General features: G+C 66.3%; 27 protein-coding genes. 7 read left to right on the top strand and 20 right to left on the bottom strand.

Annotated features, from left to right (window positions below):
• Window positions 1-80: 80 nt before the first annotated feature.
• The 3 genes from AU198_RS04665 to AU198_RS04655 all read right to left on the bottom strand — a co-directional run bounded on the left by AU198_RS04665 (window position 81) and on the right by AU198_RS04655 (window position 1,272).
• Complete coding sequence (locus AU198_RS04665; RefSeq protein WP_064346338.1) at window positions 81-545, bottom strand: SRPBCC family protein; 465 nt, start codon at window positions 543-545, stop codon at window positions 81-83.
• Between the two features lie 101 nt (window positions 546-646).
• Entirely contained in the window at window positions 647-991 is a 345-nt protein-coding gene (locus tag AU198_RS04660; protein ID WP_064346337.1) for a hypothetical protein, read from the bottom strand.
• A 71-nt stretch (window positions 992-1,062) separates the two neighbouring features.
• Window positions 1,063-1,272, bottom strand: a complete 210-nt coding sequence (locus AU198_RS04655; RefSeq protein ID WP_064346336.1) for an Rv3202a family protein — start codon at window positions 1,270-1,272, stop codon at window positions 1,063-1,065.
• Between the two features lie 279 nt (window positions 1,273-1,551).
• Between AU198_RS04655 and AU198_RS04650 the strand changes: the two genes are divergently transcribed.
• On the top strand, window positions 1,552-2,439 hold the full coding sequence (locus tag AU198_RS04650) for a cyclopropane mycolic acid synthase family methyltransferase (RefSeq protein WP_064346335.1): 888 nt from the start codon (window positions 1,552-1,554) through the stop codon (window positions 2,437-2,439).
• Here the strand turns inward: AU198_RS04650 and AU198_RS04645 are convergent.
• The 3 genes from AU198_RS04645 to AU198_RS04635 all read right to left on the bottom strand — a co-directional run bounded on the left by AU198_RS04645 (window position 2,436) and on the right by AU198_RS04635 (window position 4,988).
• A complete protein-coding gene (locus AU198_RS04645; protein ID WP_064346334.1) occupies window positions 2,436-2,675 on the bottom strand; it encodes a hypothetical protein in 240 nt (79 codons plus the stop codon). The two genes, AU198_RS04650 and AU198_RS04645, sit on opposite strands and share 4 nt — an antisense overlap.
• Window positions 2,672-4,507 carry an MFS transporter gene (locus AU198_RS04640; RefSeq protein WP_064346333.1) on the bottom strand — a complete coding sequence of 612 codons (1,836 nt, stop codon included), beginning with the start codon at window positions 4,505-4,507 and terminating at the stop codon, window positions 2,672-2,674. The genes AU198_RS04645 and AU198_RS04640 overlap by 4 nt, the downstream gene beginning before the upstream one ends.
• A gap of 103 nt (window positions 4,508-4,610) precedes the next feature.
• Window positions 4,611-4,988 (bottom strand): thiol-disulfide oxidoreductase DCC family protein, encoded by a 378-nt coding sequence (locus AU198_RS04635; RefSeq protein WP_064346332.1) that lies wholly within the window; start codon window positions 4,986-4,988, stop codon window positions 4,611-4,613.
• A 46-nt stretch (window positions 4,989-5,034) separates the two neighbouring features.
• Between AU198_RS04635 and AU198_RS04630 the strand changes: the two genes are divergently transcribed.
• The 3 genes from AU198_RS04630 (at window position 5,035) to AU198_RS04620 (ending at window position 8,772) form a co-directional block, all read left to right on the top strand.
• A complete protein-coding gene (locus tag AU198_RS04630) occupies window positions 5,035-5,985 on the top strand; it encodes a threonine ammonia-lyase (RefSeq protein ID WP_064346413.1) in 951 nt (316 codons plus the stop codon).
• Window positions 5,986-6,456: 471 nt separating this feature from the next.
• Complete coding sequence (locus tag AU198_RS04625; RefSeq protein ID WP_082690869.1) at window positions 6,457-7,797, top strand: DUF7159 family protein; 1,341 nt, start codon at window positions 6,457-6,459, stop codon at window positions 7,795-7,797.
• Window positions 7,798-8,022: 225 nt separating this feature from the next.
• The gene (locus AU198_RS04620; RefSeq protein ID WP_231744570.1) at window positions 8,023-8,772 is read left to right on the top strand and encodes a L,D-transpeptidase; all 750 of its coding nucleotides are present in this window, start codon (window positions 8,023-8,025) and stop codon (window positions 8,770-8,772) included.
• Here the strand turns inward: AU198_RS04620 and AU198_RS04615 are convergent.
• The 6 genes from AU198_RS04615 to AU198_RS04590 form a co-directional block, all read right to left on the bottom strand.
• Complete coding sequence (locus tag AU198_RS04615) at window positions 8,769-9,458, bottom strand: sterol desaturase family protein (RefSeq protein ID WP_064346331.1); 690 nt, start codon at window positions 9,456-9,458, stop codon at window positions 8,769-8,771. The genes AU198_RS04620 and AU198_RS04615 overlap by 4 nt on opposite strands.
• A complete protein-coding gene (locus AU198_RS04610) occupies window positions 9,455-10,177 on the bottom strand; it encodes a FadR/GntR family transcriptional regulator (protein ID WP_064346330.1) in 723 nt (240 codons plus the stop codon). Before AU198_RS04610 ends, AU198_RS04615 begins: the two co-directional genes overlap by 4 nt.
• A gap of 52 nt (window positions 10,178-10,229) precedes the next feature.
• The gene (locus AU198_RS04605; protein ID WP_064346329.1) at window positions 10,230-10,604 is read right to left on the bottom strand and encodes a nuclear transport factor 2 family protein; all 375 of its coding nucleotides are present in this window, start codon (window positions 10,602-10,604) and stop codon (window positions 10,230-10,232) included.
• Window positions 10,605-10,611: 7 nt separating this feature from the next.
• Complete coding sequence (locus tag AU198_RS04600) at window positions 10,612-11,031, bottom strand: lipoprotein LpqH (protein ID WP_064346328.1); 420 nt, start codon at window positions 11,029-11,031, stop codon at window positions 10,612-10,614.
• 50 nt (window positions 11,032-11,081) lie between these two features.
• On the bottom strand, window positions 11,082-11,726 hold the full coding sequence (locus tag AU198_RS04595) for a peroxidase-related enzyme (RefSeq protein ID WP_064346327.1): 645 nt from the start codon (window positions 11,724-11,726) through the stop codon (window positions 11,082-11,084).
• 80 nt (window positions 11,727-11,806) lie between these two features.
• Window positions 11,807-12,583, bottom strand: coding sequence for a helix-turn-helix domain-containing protein (locus AU198_RS04590; RefSeq protein WP_064346326.1), 777 nt, complete (start codon window positions 12,581-12,583; stop codon window positions 11,807-11,809).
• A 111-nt stretch (window positions 12,584-12,694) separates the two neighbouring features.
• On the opposite strand from AU198_RS04590, the gene AU198_RS04585 reads away from it, so the two are divergent.
• A complete protein-coding gene (locus tag AU198_RS04585) occupies window positions 12,695-12,982 on the top strand; it encodes a hypothetical protein (protein ID WP_064346325.1) in 288 nt (95 codons plus the stop codon).
• A gap of 236 nt (window positions 12,983-13,218) precedes the next feature.
• On the opposite strand, the gene AU198_RS04580 is transcribed toward AU198_RS04585, so the two are convergent.
• Window positions 13,219-14,508 (bottom strand): cytochrome P450, encoded by a 1,290-nt coding sequence (locus AU198_RS04580; protein WP_064346324.1) that lies wholly within the window; start codon window positions 14,506-14,508, stop codon window positions 13,219-13,221.
• 250 nt (window positions 14,509-14,758) lie between these two features.
• Here AU198_RS04580 and AU198_RS04575 point away from each other — a divergent pair, with 250 nt between their 5' ends.
• Window positions 14,759-15,331, top strand: a complete 573-nt coding sequence (locus AU198_RS04575) for a hypothetical protein (protein ID WP_064346323.1) — start codon at window positions 14,759-14,761, stop codon at window positions 15,329-15,331.
• On the opposite strand, the gene AU198_RS04570 is transcribed toward AU198_RS04575, so the two are convergent.
• Both AU198_RS04570 and AU198_RS04565 read right to left on the bottom strand, forming a co-directional pair.
• Window positions 15,328-15,807 carry a hypothetical protein gene (locus tag AU198_RS04570; RefSeq protein ID WP_064346322.1) on the bottom strand — a complete coding sequence of 160 codons (480 nt, stop codon included), beginning with the start codon at window positions 15,805-15,807 and terminating at the stop codon, window positions 15,328-15,330. The genes AU198_RS04575 and AU198_RS04570 overlap by 4 nt on opposite strands.
• Complete coding sequence (locus AU198_RS04565) at window positions 15,804-16,421, bottom strand: DUF2867 domain-containing protein (RefSeq protein ID WP_064346321.1); 618 nt, start codon at window positions 16,419-16,421, stop codon at window positions 15,804-15,806. Before AU198_RS04565 ends, AU198_RS04570 begins: the two co-directional genes overlap by 4 nt.
• Before the next feature lie 58 nt (window positions 16,422-16,479).
• Here AU198_RS04565 and AU198_RS04560 point away from each other — a divergent pair, with 58 nt between their 5' ends.
• Window positions 16,480-17,031: a TetR/AcrR family transcriptional regulator gene (locus tag AU198_RS04560; protein ID WP_064346320.1), complete on the top strand. Its 552-nt coding sequence runs from the start codon at window positions 16,480-16,482 to the stop codon at window positions 17,029-17,031.
• Window positions 17,032-17,073: 42 nt separating this feature from the next.
• Here the strand turns inward: AU198_RS04560 and AU198_RS04555 are convergent, their stop codons facing one another.
• The 5 genes from AU198_RS04555 to AU198_RS04535 all read right to left on the bottom strand — a co-directional run bounded on the left by AU198_RS04555 (window position 17,074) and on the right by AU198_RS04535 (window position 20,949).
• The gene (locus tag AU198_RS04555) at window positions 17,074-17,406 is read right to left on the bottom strand and encodes a DUF6766 family protein (protein ID WP_064346319.1); all 333 of its coding nucleotides are present in this window, start codon (window positions 17,404-17,406) and stop codon (window positions 17,074-17,076) included.
• 62 nt (window positions 17,407-17,468) lie between these two features.
• Window positions 17,469-18,602 (bottom strand): nitronate monooxygenase, encoded by a 1,134-nt coding sequence (locus AU198_RS04550; protein ID WP_064346318.1) that lies wholly within the window; start codon window positions 18,600-18,602, stop codon window positions 17,469-17,471.
• Between the two features lie 46 nt (window positions 18,603-18,648).
• Window positions 18,649-19,005, bottom strand: coding sequence for a VOC family protein (locus AU198_RS04545; RefSeq protein WP_064346317.1), 357 nt, complete (start codon window positions 19,003-19,005; stop codon window positions 18,649-18,651).
• 66 nt (window positions 19,006-19,071) lie between these two features.
• On the bottom strand, window positions 19,072-19,848 hold the full coding sequence (locus AU198_RS04540) for an HAD family hydrolase (RefSeq protein ID WP_064346316.1): 777 nt from the start codon (window positions 19,846-19,848) through the stop codon (window positions 19,072-19,074).
• A 12-nt stretch (window positions 19,849-19,860) separates the two neighbouring features.
• A complete protein-coding gene (locus AU198_RS04535; protein ID WP_064346315.1) occupies window positions 19,861-20,949 on the bottom strand; it encodes an NAD(P)H-dependent amine dehydrogenase family protein in 1,089 nt (362 codons plus the stop codon).
• Window positions 20,950-20,956: the final 7 nt, after the last annotated feature.

Genomic DNA, 20,956 nt, shown 5'->3' with positions numbered 1-20,956 from the left:
TCGCCGCGCAACTGGCACCGTTCTACCAAAGGTGGCGGCCCCGCCGGGGCGGATTCACGATCGTTGGCGGACAGACGCTTTCAGCCGCCCTCAGGCGCTTCGACCACTGCCTTGATGCGCTCGAGCGTCTTGCGCATGTCGCGGATGTTGCGCCGGCGCCGGAGCTGTCCTCCCAACACCGAGAACACCTTCATCAGCAGCGAGTCGTTGAGCCGGAAGGACTCGGTCACCTCGGTACCGCCGTCGACGGGGGTGAGCCGGTAATGCCAGTTGTTCACCGGTTTGTCCCCGATGAGCACCGCGAAGCCGAATTCCCGGTTGGGCTCGCAGGCGGTCACCTCGCATGTCGTCCAGTACACGGGTCCGATCTCGTTGCGCTTGACGTGACCGCGGAACCGCGCACCCAACGCAGGTCCGGTGGCGCCGCCGAGCCACTCGGCCTCCATGACTTCGGGGGAGAACTTGCCGGTGTTCCGCACATCGGCGATCAAGTCCCAGATCCGCTCCGCCGGCGCCGCCATCGACACCGTCACCGCACCGTCCACCGTTTCCTCGCTCTCTGGCAAGCGTTTTCGAGAACCCTAGCGCCCTGTCGACCGAATGCACCGTGAACGCACTGGTAAGCACGATGGCGGCGCCCACCTCCTCACCGTGACGAGATGTCGCCGTACAGGTCGGGCCAGGGCGGCCGTCGAACCATCGCCACCCCGGCCAGCGCTGAGGTCACCAGCCCGACCAGGATTCCGGCCAGCGCGATGCGGGTCGCGTCGACCGCGGGTCGCCACACGGCGTCACCGTCCTTGATGACGAACACACCGGCCGGCCTGGTCATCACCCTGACATTCGGCTCACCGCCGCGCCTTGCCCGGCCCCGGACCGCCGCGACGGGGATGACGGTGGTGCCGTCGGTGGTCTCGTAGGGCTGGCCGAAGACACGCGAGGCGTTGGGATCGAAATCGAGGCTGTCGAGCAATTCCGCACGTAAGTCCATGGCGTAATGCTTACTACCCGCAAGCGGGCGTGACAGCCGATCCCCTCGACGAAGGGCGCTACGCGGTGGGGCTATTCCGACGGTAGGTCGTCGTCCGGAATCGGCACCTCGATCGCCTGATCGACCAGATCCGCCTCGTTGGCGTCCCACGTACGTTCGGGGGTGATCGTGGAGGCGTCCTGCCAGGTGTCGGCGTCGTCGGGATCCACCGGGGTGCGCTGGTCGGCCACGTCGGCTTCGGGAATGGCATCGCCGAACGCGAGGCCGTCAGGTGTGCTCATGATCGGTCTCCGTTCTCTTGAAGGTTGCCCGTCTGAAGTCCAACGATAGTGCGGGCATGGCGCCGTGCCACCCGGCGCCACGGTGATCTGCGACGCGTGCCCAATGCCGCAGACGGGCGGCCGCCGTCGTCGGCGCTGAGCGGCTGCCGTGGCGGTCATGTCCCTGACCAGGGTGATGACGGCTACACCCAGGTGCTGTGCGTAAACTGCCTGCGACGGGGGAGGCTCTCTAACCGTGCGGAGCTTCGACCTGACCCAATCCGACTCCAGGGGCTGACCGTGCCAGAAAACACCACCGACACCGCCCAGGACCTCACGCCGCATTTCGAGGATGTGCAGTCGCACTACGACCTGTCCGACGACTTCTACCGGCTCTTCCTGGATCCCACGCAGACCTACAGTTGCGCCTTCTTCGAGCGCGACGACATGACGCTCGAGGAAGCCCAGCTCGCCAAGATCGACCTCTCACTGGGCAAGCTGGGCCTGCAGCCGGGGATGACGCTGCTCGACATCGGATGCGGCTGGGGCGCGACGATCAAACGGGCGCTGGAGCGCTACGACGTCAACGTGGTGGGCCTGACACTGAGCAAGAACCAGCAGGCCCATGTGCAGAAGGTGCTCGACGGCATCGACAGCCCGCGCACCAAGCGAGTTCTGCTGCAGGGGTGGGAGCAGTTCCACGAACCGGTCGATCGCATCGTGTCGATCGGCGCGTTCGAGCACTTCGGCCGCGACCGCTACACCGAGTTCTTCAAGATGGCATACGACGCGTTGCCCGCCGACGGCGTGATGATGCTGCACACCATCGTCAAGCCCGACGATGAGGAGTTCGCCGAGCGCGGCCTGCCGCTGACCATGACCAAGCTCCGGTTCTTCAAGTTCATCATGGACGAGATCTTCCCCGGCGGGGATCTGCCCCAGCCCGTCGCGGTGAAGAGGCACGCGACCCAAGCGGGTTTCAACGTTGGCCTGGTTCAGCCGTTGCGGTTGCACTACGCCCGCACGCTGGACCACTGGAGCGCCGCGCTCGAGGCTCATAGAGACGAGGCGATCGCCATCCAGTCCGAAGAGGTCTACGACCGGTACATGAAGTACCTGACCGGCTGCGCGGACCTGTTCCGTGAGGGCTACACCGACGTCTGCCAGTTCACGCTGACCAAGAGCTAACGCCGCCGCAGCGCCCGCCACAGCCGCAACGGCAGCAGGCCGAGTAGCGGTGCGCGCTTCCCGAGGTCGTCGGCGTCGCGCTTGTTGAACGCTGTGGCGTATCTGCGCGCGTCCTCGGCTGAGGCGTATTCCTTGGCGCCCTGCGCCTCGCCACAGCGCTCGCACTTCCACCGCATGACGCGGCCGTCGGCCCGAAACGTCGGGTTGTGCCCGAATATGCTGCAGCCCAACGTCATTGCTGCGGCGTTCCCGGCGGCATGCCGACCTTGCCCCGAGGATGTCGGGCGATTCGGTTCTCCGCCAACGCCACCCGCATCGCCTTGCGGAATTCGCCCGGTCCCCAATAGCGCGCGCCGACCGCCCTGTGCAGCTCGCGCACCGACATCGGCTCATGCTCGCTCACCGCACGCGCGATGGTTTCGATCTCGTGGTCGAGCGCCGACTCGGGCACACCGGGCGTTGGCGGCTCACGCCAGGCGCCGTACCAGCCCGCCGCCGGGCCGGGCCGGTAGCGCCGCGCCTGGTTGGCTGCCCGCTCACGTTGGGTGCGCTCAGCGATGCGCGCCTGGCGCGCCGCGCGTTCCTGGTCGCGCTCCGAAGGTGCCTCCGCCTCCTTCTCGTCTTCGTCCGCGGTTGTCAGCGGCATGGCCAGGTCCTCGAGTTTCTGGCCCTCGGCCTTCACCCCGAATATCAGCTCGACGACGCCGCCGACGGCCATCACCGCCGCGCCGATCAGGAAGGAGACCGCGACCAGTCCGCGATCGCCGGATTCGATGAGTTGGCCGAACAGCAGGGGTCCGGTGATACCGCCGACGGCGGTGCCGACGGCATAGAAGAACGCGATCGCCAAAGCTCGCGTCTCCATGGGGAATATCTCGCTGACGGTGAGATAGGCGGCGCTGGCTCCCGATGACGCGAGGAAGAAGCACACGCCCAATACCGTCATGAAGATCCACACGCCGCCCGTCTGGTTGACGAACAGCACGGTCAGGGCGACCGCCACGCACGCCGAACCCAGATACGCGAACGAGATCATCGGTTTTCGGCCGATCGTGTCGAAGAACCGGCCGAGCAGGATCGGGCCGGCGAAATTGCTCAGGGCCCATATCGCGTAGAACATCGGCACGATGCCGGACGAGACGTCGTAGAAACCGCTCAGAAGGGTTCCGAGGTTGAACGTGAAAGCGTTGTAGAGGAACGCCTGCCCGATGAAGAGTGCGAGGCCGAGGACGGCTCGGCGGGGATACTTCGTGAACGCCACGTGGGCGATCTCCCGGAACGAGATCGTCTTGCGTTGACGCACAGTCAGGGATCCCTCCGGTTCCTCGAGGGTCTGCCCGGTCTCGCGTTCCACCCCGCGCTCGATCTCGCCGACGATGCGTTCGGCTTCCTCCTCACGACCGTGAATGAACAACCACCGCGGACTTTCCGGGACGTTTCGCCGCACCACGAGCACCACGAGACCGAATATGGCGCCGATGCCGAACGCGATGCGCCAGCCGACGTCTGCCGGGAAGATCGCGGTGTTCAACAGCACCAGTGCGCCTGCGGCACCGCCGGCGGCGCCGAGCCAGTAGGAGCCGTTGATGATCAGATCGACGCGGCCACGGACGCGAGCCGGGATCAACTCGTCGATCGCGGAGTTGATCGCGGCGTACTCGCCGCCGATACCCGCGCCGGTGAAGAACCGCGCTATGTAGAAGTACCACGGCGCAAACGCGAAAGCCGTTGCCACGGTTGCCGTGAGGTACACCGCAAGCGTGAGCAGGAACAGCTTCTTGCGGCCGAACCGGTCGGTGAGCTGACCGAAGAACAAGGCACCCAGACACGCGCCGGTGATGTAAATCGCGGCGGCGATGCCGATTTCACCTGCGGTCAACTCGATCCCGCTGCCGCTCTCGGTCAAGCGGGACGCGACGTTGCCCACCATGGTGACCTCGAGGCCGTCGAGGACCCACACGCCGCCAAGCCCCAGCACGACGCGCCAGTGGAATCGCGACCACGGCAACCGATCCAGCCGACTGGGAACCTGTGTAGTGATCGTGCCGGTTTGCACCCCAGAACTCATCGGCAGCCTCCTCGACCGTGGCCCAATCGGCTAGGGAGTACCCAACTTGGAGAAAAACATCCGAAGACTTGCCCGCACGAGGATGTCGGACGTGGCCATCGGGTCAGCAGCTGACGGGATGCGACTCGCAGTACGGCGTCGTACCCGGGAAGCGGTAGCGATGACTGGCGACATACCGGTACGCGGCGTCCTGCAACGCACGCACTCCCGGGGTCCGGTACACGAAGAGCGGGAGCCGGGTTCCCAATGCGGCTGCCAGTGCGGCGTTAACCGCTTCTGCGCCCTCGTACACATCGCCGGACTCGTCGCGCCATCGCGCGGCGTCGAGAACCCGTGACTGGGGGACACCGAGTCGCTCCGCCACGCCCTCGCCCTGCAGGACCGCGGTTCGCAGATCGCCCGTTCGGTTCCTCATCAGGATGAAGTAGACGGCGCGGGTGCACATCCCGCAGTTGCCATCGAAGAACAGGGTTCCGGCCATGTCGCTATTGTCTCTCCGGTTCCGCTGCGGGGGCACACTGGTGGGTGTGGAATTCGTTACGCTCGACGACATCGAACAGGCGGCCGCACGCACCCGGGCCTTCGTGCTTCGCACACCGCTGCTTCCCGCCCCGTGGGCCGGTGACGACGACCGGCCGCTGTGGATCAAGCCCGAGAGCCTGCAGTCGATCGGGGCGTTCAAGGTGCGGGGCGCGTTCAACGCAATCGGCCAGCTCGAGGAATCGGTACGCACCAGGGGAGTGGTGGCCTATTCGAGCGGGAACCACGCGCAGGCGGTGGCCTACGCGGCCGCGGTGTATGCGATACCCGCCCACATCGTGATGCCCCAGGAGACGCCGGACATGAAGGTGGCGGCCACCCGCGGCCACGGAGCGACGGTGGTGTTGTGCGCTGCGGGACAACGGGAACGGGTCGCGGCCGAGGTCGTCGAAAAGACCGGTGGTGTCCTGATACCACCGTTCGACCACCCGGACATCATCGCGGGGCAGGGCACGATCGGGCTGGAGATCGCCGAGGATCTCCCGACCGTCGACACAGTGCTGGTACCCGTCAGCGGCGGCGGCCTCGCCTCGGGGATCGGTACGGCGATCAAGGCGTTGTGCCCCAACGCCAAGGTGATCGGGGTCGAACCAGAACTCGCTGCCGACACCGCACAGAGCCTGAGTGTCGGACACCGCGTCGACTGGTCCATCGAGGACCGCAACCGCACCATGGCCGACGGGTTGCGCTCGCAGCCGTCCGAGATGACCTTCGCTCACCTGCAACGGGTACTCGATGACGTCGTCACCGTGACCGAAGACGAAATCCGTTCGGCGGTGCGCGAACTCGCTCACCGCGCACACCTGGTGAGCGAACCCAGCGGCGCGGTCGCGCTGGCCGCCTACCGTAAGGGCTCCGCGCCGGCGGGCCGAACGGTCGTCGTCCTCTCCGGTGGCAACATCGAACCCGCACTTCTGCGGGAGATTCTGACCGCCTAGCAGTGCGAGGACGTCGCTCAGTGCACTCCCTCCATGCGCCATCATCTGGGCCCGGAACGCTTCGGGCGCAAGCTTTGTGGTCGCCGACAACCCGATCGGGGACAGCATCAGCTCGCGATCGCGGACACCGCCAGCCCACCGTAGGCGCCGACGATGCCGGTGGCCACGCCCTGCGGAAGGCTCAGGCCGCCCTCGGTGACCGAGTACGGCGCGACCGCTGGGCCCGCCCTCCGCCCGCTCGACTGCTGCCATGGGTCTTCACATCGCCATGGCGAACCGCGCGCCGCGCCATAGGGAACAATCGTCCCGGCAAAGCTGTTCGACGTCCTCTTACAGGACGTTCAGCGGCACAGCACATTTCGAATCGACTCGCTGGCAGCACCTTTCAACCGCCGTGCGATCCCCTCGGAAACAGGCGGGGCACCGTGCTGTTACGGTCACCCCGGTAAGTGGACGTCCGAAGGGATTTGAGTGGACGCGGTACTCGGCTTGTCGGTGACACCGTCTGCCGTCGGCCTTGTCCTCGTCGAAGGGCAGGGCGCCGACGGCGCAACCGTCGACCGCGAAGCCATTGAGATCCTGCCCACGCGACGGTCGTCTCCGCGACACGCCTCCGATGAGGCCGCAGCAGCGGTGCTGCGCACGGAAGCGCTCGCCACCGGCCGCGGTCTGCGGTTGCACACCATCGGTGTGACGTGGAGCGACGACGCCCAAACCGAAGCGTCGCTGCTACTCAGATCGCTGCGTGAATGCGGATTCGACAACGTGGTGGCGGTGCAGTTGCCCGAGGCATCGGAGGCCGTGGCGTGGGGTGTCGCCGAGTTGCTCGGCAATGAGGTCACCGCGGTGTGCGTGATCGAGTACGACGCGGTCATAGCGCTGGTCGTGAACACGCGCGAAGGCGCCGTGCAGACCGCGGTCAACCATTCGGTCGACAGCGAAGAATCGTTGATCCGCTGGTTGAACGCCGTGTTCACCAGGGCCGACTGGCGACCTGAAGCGCTGGTGTTGGTGGGATCCGGTGCGGATCTGGACGCGATCATGCCCCGGCTGGAGGCTGTGCTGTCGGTGCCGGTGTTCGCACCCGCCGAAGCCGAGTTGGCCCTGGCACGCGGTGCCGCCCTCGCCGCGGCCGACAGCGGCACGTCGGTGTTCGCCGCCGAGGAGGCGCCCGACCGCGCAGGTGAGCAGCGTCGTCGGCAGCCCGCGCATGCCGGGCCGCTGGCCATGCTGGCCGCCGGAACGGTCACGTTCGTCGTATCGGTCTCGGCAGCGATCAGCATGCAGCTGACGCCGGGCAAGGACACCACACCCGCCGAGCCGACGCCCGCCGCCAAATCGTCGCCCGACATCGCGGCCGCACCCGCGCCCCAGCCGGCCGCTTCACCGCTGCCCGCGGCACCCCCGCCGCCACCACCGGCCGAGATCCCGGCACCACCCGAAGAGCCGCCGGTCACCGTCGTCGACATTCCCGCGGTGGCGCAGGATCCGCTGCCTGCCGTCCCGCCACCCGAAGCACCGGTCACGGTGCCGGGGGCGCCCGCGTTGCCACCGGAATCGATGGCTCCCGGACTTGTACCTGCCCAGCCCACCCCGGTACCCGAACGCCGAGGTTGGCTGCAACGGATCAGGGACCGGTTCTCGGACGCCGGCGACAACGCCCCACCGGTACAGCAGGCCCCTCCGCCCGTCGACCCCGCGCTGGCTCCGCCGCCGGGGGCACCGCTCCCGCCGCCACCGCCGGAGGCGGTCGTCGCTCCACCGCCCGAGGGCATTGCACCCCCGGCACCCGGGCCACTGCCGCCCGCGTGACTCGCTGACGCTGGTGTGCTGGCGCATGTGAACCCTGTCCTCGGCTGAGTTTGCCGTCCGTCAACCGGCTCGCCGCCCCCGCTCGGACCAAATCGGTGTGAAACGTTCTGAGCAGCGTGTTCGATAACGGTTGTGAGTGCGGTATCCGCGTGTGCTGCGACATGTACGCGAGGGTCCGCATTGCGATTGCCGGGGGAACTCCACGAGACGAATTAGGATGAAAGTGTGCTGAAGCTACGAAACGTGCTCGCGGTGGCGAGCCTCGCGGTGCTCACCGTGGTCTCCGCCCCGACAAGTTCAGCGGGCATCGCAACACCGAACTCCGTAGCCAGCATTCAGCCTGCCGGCCAGACAGTCGGTGTGGCGCATCCGATCACGGTGACGTTCAAGCAGCCCATCGATGACCGCGCGGGCGCCGAGCGCACGTTCGGTGTATCCGCGCCGGCCATGCCGCTGGGAACCCAGAAGGGAACCTTCTCCTGGCTCGATGACCGTGTGCTGCAGTGGACTCCAGAAGAGTTCTTCCCGGCGCATTCCACCATCACCGTGATGGTGGGCGATGCCAAGGCCAACTTTCAGACCGGCTCTGAGGTGCTCGCGGTCGCCGACATCGACGCCCATACCTTCACCGTCAGCATCGACGGCGAAACCATGCGCGAGATGCCCGCATCGATGGGCAAGCCGGGCTTCGCGACACCCAAGGGATCGTTCACGGTGCTCGAGAAGCAGAGCCCGGTGATCATGGATTCCCGCACCATCGGCATTCCGCTGGACGATCCGGAGGGCTACAAGCTCACCGTCTACTACGCCGTCCGCATCAACTGGGGTGGCGTGTACGTGCACTCGGCGCCCTGGTCGACGGGATCGCAGGGGTACGAGAACGTGAGCCACGGCTGCATCAATCTCAGTCCGGACAACGCGGCGTGGTACTACGACATGGTGAGCATCGGCGACCCGGTCATCGTCCAGGCCTAATGGCCGGACGCGCCGACCGGTTGAGCGTCGGCATGCAGGTTCTTCACGGTCGGTGAGTTCTCCACCGTGACCGGGTCGGGGTAGGTGCCGAGCACGCGGTCGGCCGTTCCCGAACTGGTCACGGTGAACCAGTAATGCTCGTTCTTGAAGTGATGATGCCGGTGGTTGCGCCAGATCGCCCGATACAGAGCCGTTTTCGGTTTGTAGTCACTGTGGATCAGGTAGTGCGTCCACTCGTAGACCAGCCCGGCTGTCCCAATACAGACGAGGAATGTCAATCCCATACCCAGCCGCGGGAATGCCAAGAGTCCGACCGCCACCGTCAACGGCAACACCCACGTGGCCAACGACTTCCATGGGATGAAGATCAACGGGATGTCGCGGGGATCGCTGTGGTGCGCGCGGTGCTCTCGCGCCAACAGGGGGTCTATCGTCAACGGCCCGAGCCGTTTCGGCCTCCAGTGCAGAACGAAGACGTGGATGATCCACTCGAAGAACGGAAACAGCGCGAGCATCACCACCGGCACAATCGCATCGGTGAGCTGCCAGTCGCCGACAGCGATGCGTGCGGTCACCGCGGCGACCAGCGTGGCGCCGATCATCCAGGGGGAGGGGTGTTTCCAGAATTGGCGCAGCGCACCGGTGAGGGTGAAACCCTTACGTGCGCGGCCTGCGGTCGTCGTCATCGTCGGTCCTTCAGATTGTCGAGGGCGTCCAGAAGCGCAGCGGTGGCCGGTTCGAGCAGATCCTGCGCGGCTCGCCGGGCCCGCGACGGATCACGTGCGGTGATCGCGTCGGCCAACTCGCGGTAGGCGTGCGGTCTGCCGACCTCGGCGGCCATCACGGCCGCCAGCGCAGGCAGCGCCGGCTCGTAGGTGGCCCGCAGCGTGTTGTACATCAACCGGAAGGCAATCGAGTCGGCGCCGTCGACAATGTGGTCCCAGAACGTCAGGGCGTGGCGTTGCTGCGCGACGGGATCATCCTCGGCGGCCAGATCCCGCAACGTCTGATCGAGCGCTTCGCCCAGTTCGGGACCGCTGCGTTCGGCGGCCAGTTCGGCAACCTTGGGCCCGTTGTGCAGCCGCGTCTCCAGGATGCTCCTGACGACCGACAAGTCGAGTTCGCCGGCCCGAATGAGCAGCCGCGGCAGGAAATCCAGACCCGCGTGGCGCCGGAAGTCGCGCACGGTGGTCGCATCGCCCTGGCGCACCTCGACCAGACCCGCTGCGGTCAGTCGCTTGAGCGCCTCGCGCACGGCGGGCCGGGAGACCCCGAGGACCTCGGCCAACCTGCGCTCGCTGGGCAGGGACTCGCCGGGTTGCATCTGCCCGCTGAGCACCTCGGACACGATCTGGTCGAACACGTCCTCGGGCACGGAACGCCGATTGACCGGTTGCAGGGCCATGCGGCCAGCCTGCCACCGGACAGGACAGAGGTCAAGTGGTCAGACCAGTGGATCAGGTTCCGGCCAGCCGCGCCTTCATCATCTCGGCCAGGCTCAGCGTCGCCGACAACGGTCGCACCATCACGGTGAGCTCGCTGATGGCCCCGTTCTCATCGGTGCGGATGAAGTCGCAGCCTTCGATATCCTTGTCGCCGACCTTCGCCTGGAACACCAGCGCATGGTCGCGAGCGTCGGCCGCTCCGATCTCACGGACGTATCGGAAGTCTTCGAAGACCTCCATCACCGCCGCGAGGATCGTTCGCAGCGCATCGCGTCCCTCGTACGGCGTGAAGACAACGGGGCTGCGGAACACGATGTCGTCGCGGCACAGCGCGATGACGGCATCGAGATCCCCGGCCTCGACCGCCTGACGAAACTCATGCACGATCGAGCCCTCAGCAGTTTGCTTCGATGCGGAAGGTGGCAGTCACCGCATTACTCGGGTTGTCGGTGAACGAACCGTCCGCCGAGCCGGTGATGGTGAACGTGCCGCCGTCACCCGTGACCTCGGCTTCGCCGATGTTGCCCTGCCAGAAGTTGCCGGTGAAGCCGCCGAAGTCGTGGAAACTGACCGATTCGACGGTGACCTTGTCGCCGGTGCCGAGGCTGGCCGTGAAGCCCTTGCTCTCGTCGGGGGTCTCGATCGTCCACAGCCACCCGGACTGGGTGCACGACACCGCGTGCGGTCCACCGGTGCTCTCGCCGTTGATGGTTACCTTCGCGGTCGTCCCACCGAGTGCCGCGGGCGGCGTGGAGCAGCCCGCGACCCCGGCACCGAGGATGACCGCGGCCGCCGCAACGAGTCGGATGTCCATGACGCCAGACTCTATTGGTGTTTGCGGCCGCGTATGCGCGGTTCGGTCGACTACCGATCCGGCGTGTTCCGGCGGTCGGCGGCCGGGACACCCGTGTACTCCGCATTGGGTGGCACCGACAACGCGATGCCGAGTCGGTTGGTCGCGCCGATGAACGCGGCGATCGAGATGCCCTCCAGTATCTGATGATCGTCCAACCCCAACACACGCAGCCGGTCGATGTCGCCGTCTCGGATCGACTGCGGGTGATTGTTGACCAGCACGGCGAGGTCGGCCAGGGCCCGTTCACGGTCGGTCAACTCAGCCACCTGGTGGTGGTCGATGGCGACGCGCTGGCCGAAGGACCAATCGCCGGCGACCTTGCCTAGCTTGTTGGCGTGGTTGGTATGGCAGTAGGCGCAGCGGTTCTCGCCGGATACGACGGTGGCGATGACCTCTCGCTCACGCGCGCTGAGACCGTCGCGCCCATCGGCGCCCAACAGCGGCAGCAGGTAGGCGTTGAGTCGTTCCAGGTCTTGCTCATTGAGGGAGAGCGCCCGGAACCAGTTCGACGTCAGCCCCTCGTCGCGCTGTTGTTTGGCGAAGAAACCGCGCACCGCCGTGGTCTGCAGCTCGTCGAGTTCTGGCACCCGCAGCCGCGAGATGCGGCCGGGTGCGGGGGAGGCGATGGTGGGCGCGTCGGCAGTCGTGGTCATACACCGACGATGCGGCGAACGCCGTCTGCGAACCAGGATTATGTGACCGCAGAACAGAACTCTTGCGGACGGCCCCGCTCTCACCGCAACGCGGCGGCGGTGGCCTCGTCGGCAGGCAGGAACGCCTCGATCGAGAGCTCGGCGGCGGTGAGGTCGAGCGCTGTGCCGAACGTCGTCACCGTGGACAGAAAGGTCAGCAGGCGCCCGTCCGGTGTGGAGAGCTCGAGCGGTACCGCGACGCTGCCCAGATCCGTTGTGCCGTCGGAACCGCCGGGGTAGGAATCGATTTCAGCCAACAGCGACGCCAGTTCTTCAGAGCCGCTGACCGCGACCTCACGCCGAAGGCGTTCGATGAGGTGGTGACGCCACTGCGCGAGGTTTCTGATCCTCGGCGCCAAGCCGTCGGGATGCAAGGCGATGCGCAGCGCGTTCGGCGATTGGAGCAGTTCCGGCGCGACACCGTCCATCAGCACGCCGGCACCGGCGTTGGCCCGCACGATCTGCCATCGGCGGTCAACCACGACACACGGAAAAGGGTTGTAGGCGAACAGGACTCGATCGATACCGGTCCGGACCGCAGCCATATCCGGGTCATCGATGGACCGTTCCGGATACATCGGGGCCAAACCCGCCGCCATCAGCAGCTGGTTCTGCTCACGACGCGGAACGTCGAGGACCTCCGCCAGTCGCAGCACCATCGCCCGACTCGGCGTGGATCGTCCGGTCTCGATGAAGCTGACGTGCCGGGACGACACGTCGGCGGCGAGGGCGAGATCGAGTTGGCTGAGCCGCCGGCGCCCGCGCCATTGTTTCAACAAGGCGCCGAACGTCTGCATGTGTACAGCCGCGATGGTCATGGTTGCCAGTGTGACCGGCTGCCCGCGTCTCGACCACTACCTGACAGGTAATTGCGCCCGTTACCTCAGGAGGGCAACGTGATCGGTGTCATCGGACGAAAGGAGGCGCTTATGGGGGCACTGCCCGCGACGACGCCGATTCCTCGGTGGCTGCGCTTCGTGCTGATCTCCGACCGCGCAGGGTCCGCGTGGTACATCGGTGCCGGTTTCTTCTTCGCGCCGGTGCTGGCGGTGCTGTCGCCGTGGCCTGCCGTCACCACCGTGCTGTGGACCCTCATCGGCCTCTTCGGATTCTGGCTTGGCCTGCTCGGCATCGCGATGGCGACCGGTCTGGCCATGGTGCTGAAGTCGAATGCCGAGATACCGGAGGAGTTCTGGCGCTCGATCATCGACTACTGAGACGCAGTGGGGGCCCGGACGGGACAGACCGTAGGTACGGCTTGCCCCCGATGGACAACTCACGGTCTGGTCTTGCGAACAAGACCCGGCTTGGTAGTCGATCCCGTCCGGGTGGAACCATGACACCCGTCTCTTTCAGGTGCCGAAGTGAAGGTATCGGTGCCCGGCCGATCGGCGCGTCCACCGATCGGACACTTCCGCGGTGGACGAGCGGGTCCACCGATCGGGGGAACACGTCACGGCGCGGGCTCGCTGCGGGCGCCGACCGCAGCGCCACCCCTGACAGCCGGGTCGGCGCCGACATAGTCGACCTGCCAGTGCTTGATGCCGTTGAGCCAGCCGGACCGGAGTCGTTCGGGTGGACCCAGCGGCCGCAGGTTGGGCATCTCGTCGGCGATCGCGTTGAAGATGAGGTCGATCGTCATCCGGGCCAGGTTGGCACCGATGCAGTAGTGCGCACCCGTGCCGCCGAATCCGACGTGCGGGTTGGGATCTCGCAGGATGTCGAAGGTGTAGGGGTCGTCGAAGACCTCTTCGTCGAAATTGGCCGACCGGTAGAACATGACGACCCGGTCGCCCTTCTTGATCTTCACGCCCGACAGCTCTGTGTCCTCGAGCGCGGTGCGTTGGAACGACGTCACGGGGGTGGCCCAGCGGACGATCTCGTCGGCGGCGGTGACGGGCCGTTCCCGCTTGAAAAGTTCCCACTGGTCGGGGAATTCGGTGAACGCCATCATGCCCTGGGTGATCGAGTTGCGCGTGGTCTCGTTGCCCGCCACCGCCAGCAGGATGACGAAGAAGCCGAACTCGTCGTCGGTGAGTTTGTGTCCCTCGACGTCGGCCTGCACGAGCTTAGTGACCAGGTCCTCGCCCGGGTTCTTGCTGCGCTCGGCGGCCATCTGCATGCCGTACATGATCAGCTCGACGGACGCGGCTTTCGGGTCATTGCGGGCGTACTCCGGATCCTGGTCGCCCACCATCTGATTCGACCAGTGGAACAACTTCATCCGCTCTTCCTGCGGCACCCCCATCAGGCCGGCGATCGCTTGCAGTGGGAGCTCGCACGAGACCTGCTCGACGAAGTCCCCGGAGCCCTCGGCAGCGGCCGCCTTGACGATCTTGGCCGCTCGCTCGCGCAGTTCGGCGCGCAGTGATTCGATCGCGCGCGGGGTGAACGCACGCGACACGATCTTGCGGAGATGCGTATGGTGCGGGGCGTCCTGGTTGAGCAGGACGACCTTGCCGCCCTCGAGCGATTCGGGATCGGCCTCGTCGCGATAGCGCGGCAGCGCGGTCTTCTGGTTACTGGAGAAGATGTCGCTGCGTCGCGAAATCTCCTTGACGTCCTTGTGCTTGGTGACCACCCAGAAACCGTTGTCACCGAAGGCCAGGTTTCCTTTCGTCTGTTCGTTCCACCAGATGGGCGCCACCTTGCGAAGCTCGGCGAGTTCGTCCACCGGCAGGCGTTGGGCGTAGATGTCTGGATCGGTGAAATCGAAACCGGGCGGAAGGTTCGGAGTCGGCATGGCTGCATCCCTCGATGACGTCGTCTAGTGACCTCACCGCATTGCTACACCACAGTTAGGCGCGGCTGAGGCGGGTTCGGAAAAGTCCGACGAAAAGGGAAGTGGAACGTGTTCCCGGCGGCGCGGTAATTGACCTCTTCGTCACGGCGAGCACTCCTGTAACAATTCTGCGACACTGTTCGAACCAAAAGTGAGCCGTGGAAGGCCCGGTCCTCCGGTCTTTGAGCGGTAACCCGGAAAGGGGGCAGCGGTGAGGATCGTCATCAACCCGAAGAAGCTGTCGCTGCTGGGCGCGGGATTGGCAGCGGCAATCATGGCCGCTGCGCCGCAGACCCTCGCCGAACCGGCCGCGCCCCCGCCACCGCCCCCCGCGCCGCCCAATAGTGCACCGGTTCTGGAAGCCGCTGCGCCGGCGGTCGCTCCTCCGCCGGCAGCCGATCCGTTGGCTTTCCTGCGCCCGGCGCCCGCGGCGCCGCCGCCCGCGCCCGAGCCACCCGCTGCCGCCGACGCGCCGGCCGCCCCGCCCGAACCCGTGCCGCACCTCGCGAGCCCGGAGACGCTGGCGCCGGGGACCAAACTGGATCCGACCGGGCGCGGAAACGAGAGTCCGAACGTCAGCTACCTGAAGGACTTGTGGTACGCCGTCCAGAGGCATGAGATCAGCGGTAAGGAAGCGTTGATCATGGGCTTGGCCCAGCGCGGCATGAACACTCCCATTCCGGACCAGAGCCCGGGACCAAACGTTCCGATCGCGCCGGCGCCGCCCGCGCCCGCGGCCCCGGCCCCACCCGCACCGCTAGCACCTGCTCCGCCGGCGCCCTAGCGGCGGGCTCGTTCCAGAAGCGAGCGGACCGTTTGCACGTGCGACGTCTCGATCGTCGCCCACAGCCTGCGAGCGATCAGGTTGTCGTGACGGACGAACGTCGCGAACAACAACCCGTCGTTCTCGCGACGCAGCACCAGTTCTCCCGGCATCCCGATCCGTGAGCGGGCCCCGACCATCACGAAACCGGCGTCCCGCTTGCGAATCTCCCACCCGAGTATCGATCCGGCCGAACCCGGCGTCCGCAGTTTGAGCCCGATCGCCGACCAAGCCGCGAGCAGCCGGATCCGCGTGTGCAGCGGGGCACCCTCCAGTATCGTTCGCAGCCATTCTTCGGCGCTGCGCTGGAGCGGGTGCTCGATACCGACTTCGAAGGCGTCGGTGTAGTCGATGCGCCCGAGCGTGCTCGCGGTGAGCAGCGCTTCCGCGGGAGGGACCTGCTGAACGTGACGATTCAAGGCTCGGCTTCTCGTCATGGCTGCCTGCTTTCTCGTCGTGTCGCCTCCGGCCTGCTGCGCCACAGTCGGCCGATGTCGCGCAGCATCAGCGGGTAGACGACCAGGTGGCGGAGGGGAGCGATCGCGCGCAGATACATCCCTCCCGTTACACCGTTCAGTCGCACCAGAACCGCCATCTGTCCGCGGTACACACCCGCGGCGGCGGTCACCCAGCCGACGTGCAGCACCCCGTGGACAGTCCGATTGGCGATCTCCATCGCGAACTCGTCGTCAGTGCGGTACAGGGCCTGGAAGCCACCGTGGTGGGGCGCGAGTTGCGCAGCAGTGGAACGTAATTCGGGAGGGAGTCGATCTCGCAAGGTGTGGACGCGCGCACCCAGACCCGCCTCCGCCGTGTCGAGCGCAAACAACCTTCCCAGCGCCCACCGGGCGGCGAACAGGGCGCGCACGACGGGTGAGGTCCGGGCGGCATCGTATGTGCACCACAGCTTCACGAGTTCGTCGAACTCGTCGCGCCGTCCCGGCGTCGGCAGCGCCCAGACGTCGAGAACCTCGAAGTCGGCGGCGATTTCATGGATCCGCCAGGGCCGGACGACATGCTCGCCGATGTCGAGTCGCCCTCCGCCAAACATACATTACTGTATGCTTGGATCTGTCACGCCGTCAATGCCTTAACTCAGGAGGTAGTCGATGGTCGCTCAGATTCGCACACCACGGAATGTGTGGATCGACGCCGGACTCGAGGCGTTGGCGGCGGGTGGGCCGGACGCCGTCCGGGTGGATCTGCTCGCCAAGGCGCTGGGTGTCACGCGTGGCGGTTTTTATTGGCACTTCGCCAATCGGCAGGATTTCCTCGACGCCCTGCTGGAGTCGTGGGAACAGCGAAGCACCGACGACGTGCTCGAACGCGTTGAGGCCGAGGGTGGAGACGCCAGGGCGAAAGTCCGCAAGGCGGGCCTGCTGACGTTCTCCAAGGAACTCCTCCCGGTCGACCTGGCGGTTCGTGACTGGGCCCGCCGCGATCGGGCGGTGGCGCGGCGCCTTCGTCGCGTCGACAACCGTCGGATGGACTATCTGCGCGCTCTCATCGGCACTTTCGTCGGCGACGCCGCCGATGTCGAGGCGCGGGCCATGCTCGCCTTCTCGCTGGCGATCGGCGGTCACTTCATCGCGGCCGACCACGCCAAACTGACCAGACGCGAAGTGGTGGAACGGGCCACGCAGCGACTTCTCAGCAACTGACACCGGCGGTGCCGGTCGCGCCGGCGATGCCGAAACGTGAAGTCACGGGGGAGGAGTCGGCAAACCCAACCTGTCCTTGATTTCGTCGACCTTGGCTTCGATGCGCTCGAGATCCTCGGCGTCGACCTTGAACAACCAGTGTTTGGCGCCGAGCAGCAGGATCGCCTGGAAGATCAATTGCAACCACTCGCTTTGCCAGTTCTCGAAGGTGCTCGCGAAGAACTGGTGCAAGTAATCGTTCCACATGAAGGGCTGGCCATGCTGCTGCTGGGTACTGGTGAACTCGGCCAGTTGGGTGAAGAACTGTCCGAGCCATGAGCCGACGAACAGCAGGAGCAGTATGTATACCGCGCCCCATCGCCTTATGTGCGTCATGGGTAGGGGTGTACCCCAAGATCAGCGGGCCACCCCCCGGGTGCGATGCGACGAACCGCGGATCAGACCGAGGCGGCCTCGTTGATCTCGTCGAGCCTGCCGGTCGCCTCGAGGTACTCCTGCACCCAGCGCTCGATCACCGTCGCGGTCTTCTCGACCTTGGTGAACTGCCCGACGACCTGACCGATCGGGTTGAACGCCACGTCGACGGACTCGTTCGGATACTTGTGGGTCGCGGCCACCGCCATCCCGGAAACCATGTACTGCAACGGCATTCCGAGCGGTTTGGGGTTGTTGGGATCCTCCCACGCCTCGGTCCACTCGTTGCGCAGCATGCGCGCGGGCTTACCGGTGAACGACCGGCTGCGCACGGTGTCCTTGCTGGACGCCTTGACGTACGCCGCGTGCTGAACCGGGGTGTTCTCCGACTCTTCGACCATCACCCATTGGGAGCCGGTCCAGGCGCCTTGCGCGCCGAGAGCCAGCGCGGCCGCGATCTGCTGGCCGCTGCCGATCCCGCCGGCGGCCAGCACCGGCACCGGGGCGACCTCCTTGACAACCTGCGGCCACAGCACGATCGAGCCGATCTCACCGCAGTGCCCGCCGGCCTCGCCGCCCTGGGCGATGATGATGTCCACGCCGGCGTCGGCGTGCTTGCGCGCCTGCGACGGCGAACCACACAGCGCCGCGACCTTGCGGCCTTCGTCGTGGATGTGCTTGATCATTTCGGCAGGGGGAGTGCCGAGCGCGTTGGCGATCAGGGTGCACTTGGGATGCCGCAGCGCGACCTCCACCTGTGGGGTGGCGGTGGCCTCGGTCCACCCGAGCAGTTGCAACGCGTCGTCGTCGCTGTGATCGACCGGCACGCCGTGCTCAGCGAGGATCTTCTTGGCGAAGTCGATGTGCTCCTGCGGGACGAGGTCGTTAAGGGTCTTCTTGAGCACCTCCGGATCCATATCCGCGGAGTCCATGCCCTCGTACTTGTTCGGGATCACGATGTCCACGCCGTATGGGTGGTCTCCGATGTTCTCGTCGATCCACTTGAGCTCGATCTCGAGCTGCTCCGGGGTGTATCCGACGGCGCCGAGCACGCCGAAGCCGCCGGCCTTGCTCACGGCGACCACCACGTCCCGGCAGTGGGTGAACGCGAAGATCGGATACTCGATACCGAGGTCGTCACAGATCGGGGTGCGCATGCCTGCTCCTTGGTGATGGGCCGCTCAAATTGAAACGTGTTCTAGTTTAGTACGTACCGAGATCCTGCACGAAGGAGACCTCGTTACCGTCGGGATCGACAACGTCGACGACCTTCACCAGGTCGGCGATCACGACGACCTCTCCGGTGTCGATACCCAGCTGCGCCAACTCGGTGATCTGCGCGTCGAGATCGTCGACACCGATCCGGACCGCCGATCGGCCCGCCTGCGTGTGGTCCTCCATGAGCTGCAGCCAGGCGGTCGCGGTGATCTGCCACTCGGCGACGCCGTCGATCGGCTCGAGATCGGGGCCGCACCCCATCACCTCGCAGTACCAGGACCGGGCCGCGACGAAATCGGCGGTGGCGACCACCGCAGCGACGTCGTTGAACTTTCCGGTCACGGTTCAATCCTTCGCCGAGACTTCGCTTTATGACGGGTTTCGGGCCGAATTCGTCAAGCGCGCCCGTCAGTCGTAACCGATCAGCCTCCGAAACGACACCCGCCTGCGGTTGCTCGACCCCTCGACCTGCAACACCGGCCACCCCTGTTCGGCCGCCATCGCGGCGAGCCCCGGCCGTGGGTTCACCGGCCGCGGATTGCCGACAAGAGCCATCAGCACCGAATCCTCGTCACCGTCGGCGTAGAAGTAACTGCGTTGCAGCTCAACGCCATTGGTCTCGCAGAAGCGCTGCACCGCGGTCGACTTGTTGGCTCCCCAGATGACGGGCTTGGCGATCCGGCCGGTGAGGAGGCCGGCGTCGTCGGTTTCGAAGTGATTGCACAACACGTGGTTGATCCCGGTGAACCGGGCGACGGGCTCGGCGTGGATGGTCAGCGCTGAGCTGCTGAGCACCACGGTGTGGCCGCGTTGCTGGTGCGCTTGGACGATCTCGTGCATGTAGGGGAACACGCGCGCCGCCACCCGCTCCACGAAGAGCCGCTCACCGAGTTCGTCGAGTTCGGCGAGGGACTCACCGCGCAGGTAACCGGCAGCGCGGGTGAGAAGCCGCTCGAATTGCATGCGGCCCAACCGGTATCGCAGCGACGCTTCGACCACACCGAGCACCTCGCCGATGCGCGCCTGTCTGCGACGGATGCGGTCGGCGGCGTGTGCGGTGGCGGTGAAACCGTCGACCAGCGTGCCGTCGAGATCGAAGAATGCCCCGACGCGGGGATCCTGCGGGCTGGCGGCGACCTCGGCTACAGCGTCCACGCGCTCCGGTACCGCCGGCTGCAGGCTCATAACGTCGTCAGCTTACTGAGCCGCGTACAACCCCTTGCCCGTCACGAGCGGCATGTCCAAAGTGGTCCGGATCCCCGGTGCGGCCGACACCACGTCCGGGATCGCGTTGACGATGCGGCCGGCCGCGGCCAGGATCGCGGCGTAGTTGTGGTCGCCGTTGCGACTGGTCGGGCAGATGTCCATGACATATGACGGTTCGCCGGTGATCTCGACGCGGTAGGAACCGCCCGGCTGCGCGGGTTGCGCCCAGTCCGGTCGCAGGTCGCCGCGCAGCCGCGTGACATGCTCGACGACGATCGCCGGTCGCCCCTTGACCATGCCCTCGATCTGGAATCGCACGGCGGCCACGGTGCCCTTCTTGATCGTGCCGACCGCGACGTCGAAGTCCTCGGGCGCTGGTTCCTGTTCGACGGAGTCCTTGATCTCGTCGACCTCGATGCCGAGGCCCGCGGCGAGCTGGCGGATCGCGGTGCCCCAGGCGATACTCAGCACTCCGGGCTGGTACAGCATCGGAAGGTCACCGATCTCATCCGCAATGGGCCTGCCGAAGCCCATCACGTCGAACATGACGGTGGCGCCGTCGTAGCTCGCGTAGTCGGCGATCTCCATCGTGCGGACCTGTTCGATGCTTTGACATGTTCCCGCGAGCGCGAAGGGGAGCAGGTCGGTCACGAAGCCGGGGTCGACGCCGGTCATGAAGACCGTCGAATTGCCTTCTCGTGCAGCGTCTTCGACGCGTTGGATGTACTTGTCGGGGATCACCTGCCACGGGTACTGCAACACGCCGAGACCCGAGCCGACGACGTCGATGCCCGCCGCGAGGATCTTGCGCACGTCAGCCATCGCATCGGGCAGTCGGGTGTCGCCCATCGCGCAGTACACGACGCATTCCGGTGCGTCCGCGATGATCGCGTCGAGATCGCCTACCGCGCTCACCCCGGTGGTGACGTCGAGACCGGCCAACTCCCCGGCGTCTTTGCCCACCTTGGCTTCCGACGAGACCCATACGCCGGTGAGATCGAAGCGCGCATCGTCGATCAGTTGCTTGAGTGCGAGGCTGCCGCAGTTGCCGGTTCCGATGAGCGCTACACGAATAGCCATGGCCAGC

This window comes from Mycobacterium sp. GA-1199 (genome assembly GCF_001500045.1).
Taxonomy (GTDB): domain Bacteria; phylum Actinomycetota; class Actinomycetes; order Mycobacteriales; family Mycobacteriaceae; genus Mycobacterium.
This window is presented reverse-complemented; position numbering and strand designations above follow the sequence as displayed.

Coding starts and splice junctions, on each gene's coding strand:
- AU198_RS04655 (WP_064346336.1), bottom strand. CDS start 1,272: ATGAGCACACCTGACGGCCTCGCGTTCGGCGATGCCATTCCCGAAGCC.
- AU198_RS04580 (WP_064346324.1), bottom strand. CDS start 14,508: ATGCCGACTCCGAACCTTCCGCCCGGTTTCGATTTCACCGATCCAGAC.
- AU198_RS04645 (WP_064346334.1), bottom strand. CDS start 2,675: ATGACGTTGGGCTGCAGCATATTCGGGCACAACCCGACGTTTCGGGCC.
- AU198_RS04615 (WP_064346331.1), bottom strand. CDS start 9,458: ATGACGACGACCGCAGGCCGCGCACGTAAGGGTTTCACCCTCACCGGT.
- AU198_RS04555 (WP_064346319.1), bottom strand. CDS start 17,406: ATGACGCACATAAGGCGATGGGGCGCGGTATACATACTGCTCCTGCTG.
- AU198_RS04550 (WP_064346318.1), bottom strand. CDS start 18,602: ATGCGCACCCCGATCTGTGACGACCTCGGTATCGAGTATCCGATCTTC.
- AU198_RS04610 (WP_064346330.1), bottom strand. CDS start 10,177: ATGGCCCTGCAACCGGTCAATCGGCGTTCCGTGCCCGAGGACGTGTTC.
- AU198_RS04560 (WP_064346320.1), top strand. CDS start 16,480: ATGGTCGCTCAGATTCGCACACCACGGAATGTGTGGATCGACGCCGGA.
- AU198_RS04570 (WP_064346322.1), bottom strand. CDS start 15,807: ATGACGAGAAGCCGAGCCTTGAATCGTCACGTTCAGCAGGTCCCTCCC.
- AU198_RS04635 (WP_064346332.1), bottom strand. CDS start 4,988: ATGGCCGGAACCCTGTTCTTCGATGGCAACTGCGGGATGTGCACCCGC.
- AU198_RS04540 (WP_064346316.1), bottom strand. CDS start 19,848: ATGAGCCTGCAGCCGGCGGTACCGGAGCGCGTGGACGCTGTAGCCGAG.
- AU198_RS04660 (WP_064346337.1), bottom strand. CDS start 991: ATGGACTTACGTGCGGAATTGCTCGACAGCCTCGATTTCGATCCCAAC.
- AU198_RS04600 (WP_064346328.1), bottom strand. CDS start 11,031: ATGGACATCCGACTCGTTGCGGCGGCCGCGGTCATCCTCGGTGCCGGG.
- AU198_RS04640 (WP_064346333.1), bottom strand. CDS start 4,507: ATGAGTTCTGGGGTGCAAACCGGCACGATCACTACACAGGTTCCCAGT.
- AU198_RS04535 (WP_064346315.1), bottom strand. CDS start 20,949: ATGGCTATTCGTGTAGCGCTCATCGGAACCGGCAACTGCGGCAGCCTC.
- AU198_RS04595 (WP_064346327.1), bottom strand. CDS start 11,726: ATGACCACGACTGCCGACGCGCCCACCATCGCCTCCCCCGCACCCGGC.
- AU198_RS04585 (WP_064346325.1), top strand. CDS start 12,695: ATGGGGGCACTGCCCGCGACGACGCCGATTCCTCGGTGGCTGCGCTTC.
- AU198_RS04590 (WP_064346326.1), bottom strand. CDS start 12,583: ATGACCATCGCGGCTGTACACATGCAGACGTTCGGCGCCTTGTTGAAA.
- AU198_RS04565 (WP_064346321.1), bottom strand. CDS start 16,421: ATGTTTGGCGGAGGGCGACTCGACATCGGCGAGCATGTCGTCCGGCCC.